The organism is Rhodococcus baikonurensis (genome assembly GCF_040489275.1).
GTDB lineage: Bacteria > Actinomycetota > Actinomycetes > Mycobacteriales > Mycobacteriaceae > Rhodococcus_F > Rhodococcus_F baikonurensis.
This window is the reverse complement of sequence record NZ_JBEUOQ010000053.1, coordinates 1-5,496: the sequence shown is the minus strand read 5'-3', so window position 1 is coordinate 5,496 and position 5,496 is coordinate 1. Positions and strand designations below refer to the sequence as shown.

The 5,496-nt window shown below is 58.8% G+C and carries 4 protein-coding genes; 1 reads left to right on the top strand and 3 read right to left on the bottom strand.

Annotation, left to right across the window (positions count from 1 at the left end):
• Positions 1-296 precede the first annotated feature (296 nt).
• The 3 genes from ABWI03_RS33950 to ABWI03_RS33940 all read right to left on the bottom strand — a co-directional run bounded on the left by ABWI03_RS33950 (position 297) and on the right by ABWI03_RS33940 (position 2,838).
• On the bottom strand, positions 297-1,268 hold the full coding sequence (locus tag ABWI03_RS33950) for a DUF4192 domain-containing protein (RefSeq protein WP_003942433.1): 972 nt from the start codon (positions 1,266-1,268) through the stop codon (positions 297-299).
• A 209-nt stretch (positions 1,269-1,477) separates the two neighbouring features.
• Positions 1,478-1,834: a hypothetical protein gene (locus ABWI03_RS33945; RefSeq protein WP_003942448.1), complete on the bottom strand. Its 357-nt coding sequence runs from the start codon at positions 1,832-1,834 to the stop codon at positions 1,478-1,480.
• A complete protein-coding gene (locus tag ABWI03_RS33940) occupies positions 1,831-2,838 on the bottom strand; it encodes a DUF3560 domain-containing protein (RefSeq protein WP_003942432.1) in 1,008 nt (335 codons plus the stop codon). The genes ABWI03_RS33945 and ABWI03_RS33940 overlap by 4 nt, the downstream gene beginning before the upstream one ends.
• Before the next feature lie 205 nt (positions 2,839-3,043).
• Between ABWI03_RS33940 and ABWI03_RS33935 the strand changes: the two genes are divergently transcribed.
• Entirely contained in the window at positions 3,044-5,425 is a 2,382-nt protein-coding gene (locus ABWI03_RS33935) for a DUF4365 domain-containing protein (protein WP_245220045.1), read from the top strand.
• Positions 5,426-5,496 lie beyond the last annotated feature (71 nt).

The window sequence follows — 5,496 nt, the reverse complement described above, 5'->3', positions numbered from 1 at the left end:
AAACGAGGCTTGAAACTACCAACCAAGGTGTCAACGGAGCGCGCAATCATCCCCGACCTGCAGGGACCGTCGGGAGGGGTAACCCGGGCTACGCCCGGGTCCCGGACGCACGGGCGGCAAGCCGCCCTGTAACGGAAATTCCCGCCGCTGCGCGGCCGGGGTTGCGGGTATTTCGTTGCGCTAAAACGCAATTTAGAAAATCGCGGCGAAACGAGAATCGTCGCTCGGCTCCATTGGCGCAGGGCAAGAAAATCGGTGGCGCAGTCACGAAATGCATTGCGCCACCGATTCGTTATCTACTGCGCCTGGGTTTGATGTGCCAGAACTGCCGCAGTCCGCAATTGTTCCCAGATCGCGGGGTGCAGACCGTTGTCGAGAACCTGCTCGAACATTTTCCCGAAGCTGTGGGACGGGTCGAGTCGGCGGCCACTCGTCAGTGCTTCACGTGCCAGCGCAGAGCGGCGATTGACCCAGTTGAAGACTCCGGCGAACACCATGAGCGGACCGGCCAAATCCTCGGGTAAAAGTGCGCCGACCTGCCGCATTACCTCGGCGGCTGCATCGGCATTGTTTTCGTCGATGTGTGCGAACAACAGATCGCGCACCGTCACGTCATGCATGGCAGCAGCAATAACGGCTGCGTGCTCATCGGTAACGGTAATGCCGTGCTGTGACGTGCCGTCCAGGTAGTGCGAAAGTGCCAGATCGAATACCCGATCGGCCGCTCGCTGTGGCTCCATGGCGCGTAGAACGATGCGCTTGGCGCCGAAGGCCCGTGAGGCCGCGGCAGCGCGTTCCGGGCCGTGCTGCGCGGCGGTAAACCCTGCTCGGATCTCGCTGCGGGTCTTGAGAATCGTTGTGCCCTCGAACAACGCTTCGGTGATCAGTGGGTGTGCTGCAAGATCGACAGGTGTACCCGACTGTGCGGCAAGTGATCCCGCGCCCGTCCATTGACGTACCAGACCATCGGTGAAAACGAACACAGGCGGAACTGAATCGGGCCGAAATGTTTCGAGCGCTTCGGCTACGTCATTGCCCCGTTCGAGCGTGCCAAAGACAACCACAAGCATCGATTGGCACTCTTCCAGAGCTGGTGTCACACGCAAGGAACTCAGAATTCCCTCCGACACGCCAGGGAGCAGATTGAGGAGGGGGAGCATGGCGACCCTGCACGGGTGCACATCGAGGGTGATGATGACCAACTCGTCCTCGGGAAGATGGCCACCCATAGCCACGGCACCGGCGACAACATCGGACGGGCTGGTCATTCGGAAAGCTGGCATTACGGAACCCCTTTGGGTCGGTGGGCGAACTGGTCAGATTCACCCGATGGATTGGACTGACGAACACTTGAAAGCTACCCCACGCCTACGACAAAAAGGCACTTTGACCTGTGTCTATGTCCCCGGCACACCCGGTGCCGGGGACATAGACACAGGAGGCGACGCAAAGCGCCGGCCTCCCGTAGTCTTAGCTGCTAAGGGGCAGTGATCACCTCGGCTGTGAATCTGCCGATCCGGGTGCGTGACAGACGAGAATTGGTGCCGCGCACATGCTCGAACCAGGCTTCGCGCTGATCGTCCGGCAGAGCGTCCCACGAGCTCGCCGTCAGAGTTTCGTAATCGAGAGCGGCGACAGTCTCGAGCGGTGTGAGCAGACGCCAGCTGGCGAGGCGGTACACGTCCGCGAAGTGGCCGTTAACCGGTGGCCACTCGGTCTCGGGGTGGAGTCGCATAAATGTTTGGGCAGCAACACGTTCCACGGAACGTGCAACCGGATAGTGGCGCGACTGCCGAAACTCTCCGCTGTGAATCTCGTCCCGGAGACTGTTCACGACCGAACCTCCTTGATGGAAGATGAACTGGCCGAAGCTGTTTCGGCTTCCTTCGCCTGCCTGTGTCCAGCAAGTTTGTGATACGGAATAGTGTCCGTCCAATCGCCGCCAATCCTCGCCGGAACAGTGACAGATTTCTTATTGACCCGAACCACCGAATACCAGACACCCGAGCACCTGACCAGATCTCCTTTCGCGATCGTGTCCGGCCCGAAATTGTTGGCCTGACCTGACGCGATCTGCTGGGCGCGGATTCCTTCCCAATAGGTGATCTGGTCGGCCCGCTCGGCGATACGGGTAATCAACGCCTGACGGTAGGTGCCCTCGGCCGGAGGAAATTTCTCGATCAGCTTCACGCCACGCACCACGAAGAGCGTCCGCTCGTGACCGTCGAGCTCGCGTTGGTCCGCGCGCTGCTCTGCGTGCATTTTGTCGATCCGATTCTTCACGGTCACCGGGCTGTAGCGAGCCGCTGTGGTCACCGCTGTCGCCTCCGCGCGCCTACGTGCTTCCTCCGCATTCCCCTCGGCTGCCACAGCCTGTCCCAGGCGCTGATGGACTTTCTTGAGCGCTCGCCGATGCCGCCCCTCCGAATGGTGCCCGACCTTGATCGGCTCACCCCCAGGAGGAAGCTGGGCAGCCGCGCGCTGCTCTGCCTCCCAAGCCGACTCCGCCTGTTCTGACCGGCGCCCCGCCTTCAGCGCGAGCGCTTCCACCCGAGCAGTTTGACGATCAATGCGATCGGCCTCGACCTCGGCCGTCGGCCGCGCTGTCGAGTCGATATCAATCTCGACATCGAAACCACTCGCGCGCAACGCCTCTGCAGTCAACTCAATCAGGCGAACCTTCGGAGCCCGATCCCTACTGCTCCGGATCCCCCAGAAACCGATACTGCGAAACCACCTCCACCCGTGCGCCGCCAATACATCTCCGGAACCATCACCGCGAGAGGTCCCGTCAATTAGCGTTCCATCCGCGGCAGTGTGCGAAATCGTCAACGTCACTTCGAATCTCCGACCTAACAGTGGGGCAGGTAGTCAGTCCGCCCGTCAGCAATTGGACACCTCCAAACCTACCCTCGATATCCGACAAAAACATGCATTCACCTGCGTGTATGTCCCCGCCGCACCCGGTGCCGGGGACATACACGCAGGTTGTGATTGTCTATAGACAGGAACCATCAGGGAACGCGGCAGATGAGGCGAAACAATGATAAAAGCCAGTAGTACCGTCCAAACCGGAAACATTGGGGAATTAGCCATCGGCTACCAGTTCACGAAATTGAATTGGCACGTAGCCCCCAACCCTGCCGGCGAAGTCGGTACAGATGTCTTTCTGCAGCCGCGGACGGCAACAGGCATTGATTCTGGTGCACTCATCGCTGGTCAGGTGAAGAACGGGGACACGTGGTTCGATTATCCGGAATTCGATGCGGACGGAAAACTTGTTGGATGGTGGTTCCGTGATACCAACAGTGAGCATTTGAAGTATTGGCTCGAATACTCTGTGCCGTTCATCCTGTTCCTGCATGAGGAGTCCACCGAAAAATCGTATTGGGTTCATGTGACACAGGATTCAGTTAAAAGTACCGGCAAAGGTGCCAAGATTCTGGTCCGCGTTGATTCAACTGTCGACAAACACCACATAGGAGACCTCCTGGAAATCGCGACCAAAGGCCGAATCCACTCACAATGGGAAGGGACTGCGTGGGGTAGTGCAGATGTGTTGTCGACTGATCGTTACCGCTATGCGATGTTGACGCCGCGCCTGGTGGCCCCCCACCCGAACTCGCCAGTGACGAAACTGGAACCCCACGAAGCCATCGCATTGTTGATCAAAATGCGGCTGAGGCACCTGACACCGCGCACGGCGGTTGACGCGCTGGCCAAAAGTACTAAGGATCCGGCACCGGACCTCGCGGAATGCCGAAGCTCGACCACGTGGGGGTGGCGATTTTATGCTGCAGCGCACGACATTCTGGGCGGTGACGCCAACATTGACGCGCTCGAAAAACTGGTCAAGGACGCCAAGGCGCCATCGGAACGGGCTGCAGCCGCAGTGTTCGCCTGTGCTCTTTCCGTCGAAGACGGAAACCCACAAGGCGGATTGGACGTCGTAGACGGCGCTCTGACCCATAGCGATTACAGCGACGTCGATCGGGCGTGGCTCCTCCTGCACAGAGGCCGTTGTCTAGCCGAGCTCGGCGATCTCGCAAATGCACGTCTCTGTGCCGTCGACGTCCAAAAAATTCGAAATGTAGCGGTAGATGACCCAACCGCTATGGCAATCACAGGATCGGGCACTGATCTCATCTTCAGACTCAACCCATGGTCGACGGACAGCAAGGAAGTTATCGGTGTTGAGGAAGTGATCAAGGGCCGTGACACCCTCGCGTCGTGGTGGAGTCGGCAGGAGGTAGCGGACGGCCTGGAGATTCAGTTCACCGACCAGTTCCAAGTATGGGTGGGTAATTCCGAGGGCCCAGAACTGGATCCGACCAGCTTGAGGCTCCGGTCGGCGACGCTGCTTGCCGGGATCGCTGCGGATCATTCATCCTGGCGAAGATCGCACACACTCTTGGCCCAGTACACGCTCATGAACGACAGCTCAGCTGAGGAGATCGCTAAATCGCTGGCTGCGCTGAGGCACGCAGGTGAACACAAGCTGATCGAGGACACTGTGCGGCATTTACTAAGGGTGGGGCCCGCAACCGCGGTCCGCGCTGCAGCGGGCGTAGTGCGACTTGAACTCGGGACTCGAACTTCGCTACACGCTGACCTGCAAACGATTTCGTCTGCCTCCGATGTCCTTGAAACAGACTGGGCAGACACGCATGCACGCTGGATACTGGCGAGGTTGAATGATACTGGCGACTTGGCAACTCGGCTGCAGCCGACCTTCTCACTGGAGCATGCACTGCTGAAGGTTTTGTCGAATCTTGTTTCCGTGATTTCAGCGCCGGTCCTGCGTGAGGTGATCGAACACATCAAAGAATCTCCACAGCAAGGGGATATCGGCTCCTCGTACGATTGGGCACGCGTCGTGGAGAACGTGCCAATAAGTGAATGGACCAGCGACGACAGAACGGCGGTTGCCGTGCGCAGCAAGGACGGCCCGGCACTCAAAGAAGCGTTCGATCGAATCCTCGCCAAGCACGATTCCGCCCATCGGGAAACGATTCAGAAGCGAATTGAAGAAGGGAACTTGTCCGCTCTCAGTGCTTTTGGAGATGTACGAGACCTAGATGACGACATAGCGAAGGGCGTTATTGAGAAGCTGTCCTCCGCGACCACCCAGCGGATCTCCGACCTCAAAAGCGGCTCGTTCGCCATGGGAGTGAAGGACTTTGCATCCGATCTGGTCACACTGAATGTCTGGTATCCCCAGCTCGCTTCGTGGGATTCGATCTCCGACCTATTGACGACGGAACTGCCTTTCGTCTCTGACCGCCAGGGAGTGCTAGCGAGGATCGCAATTCTGGGGAAAAAGATTCCTCCAGAGGTGGTCGATGTTATTGCAGGTCCGCTCCATGACTTGATGGTCGCCCTTCCCTCAGAGGGGCCTAGTTGTTGTGGGTATGGACGTTGCTGACGAGGGATTGAAGTAGACGGGCTGGTCCTCGGCGTAAGAATGGGAGTTGCGACACAACCGTTCTCGACCAA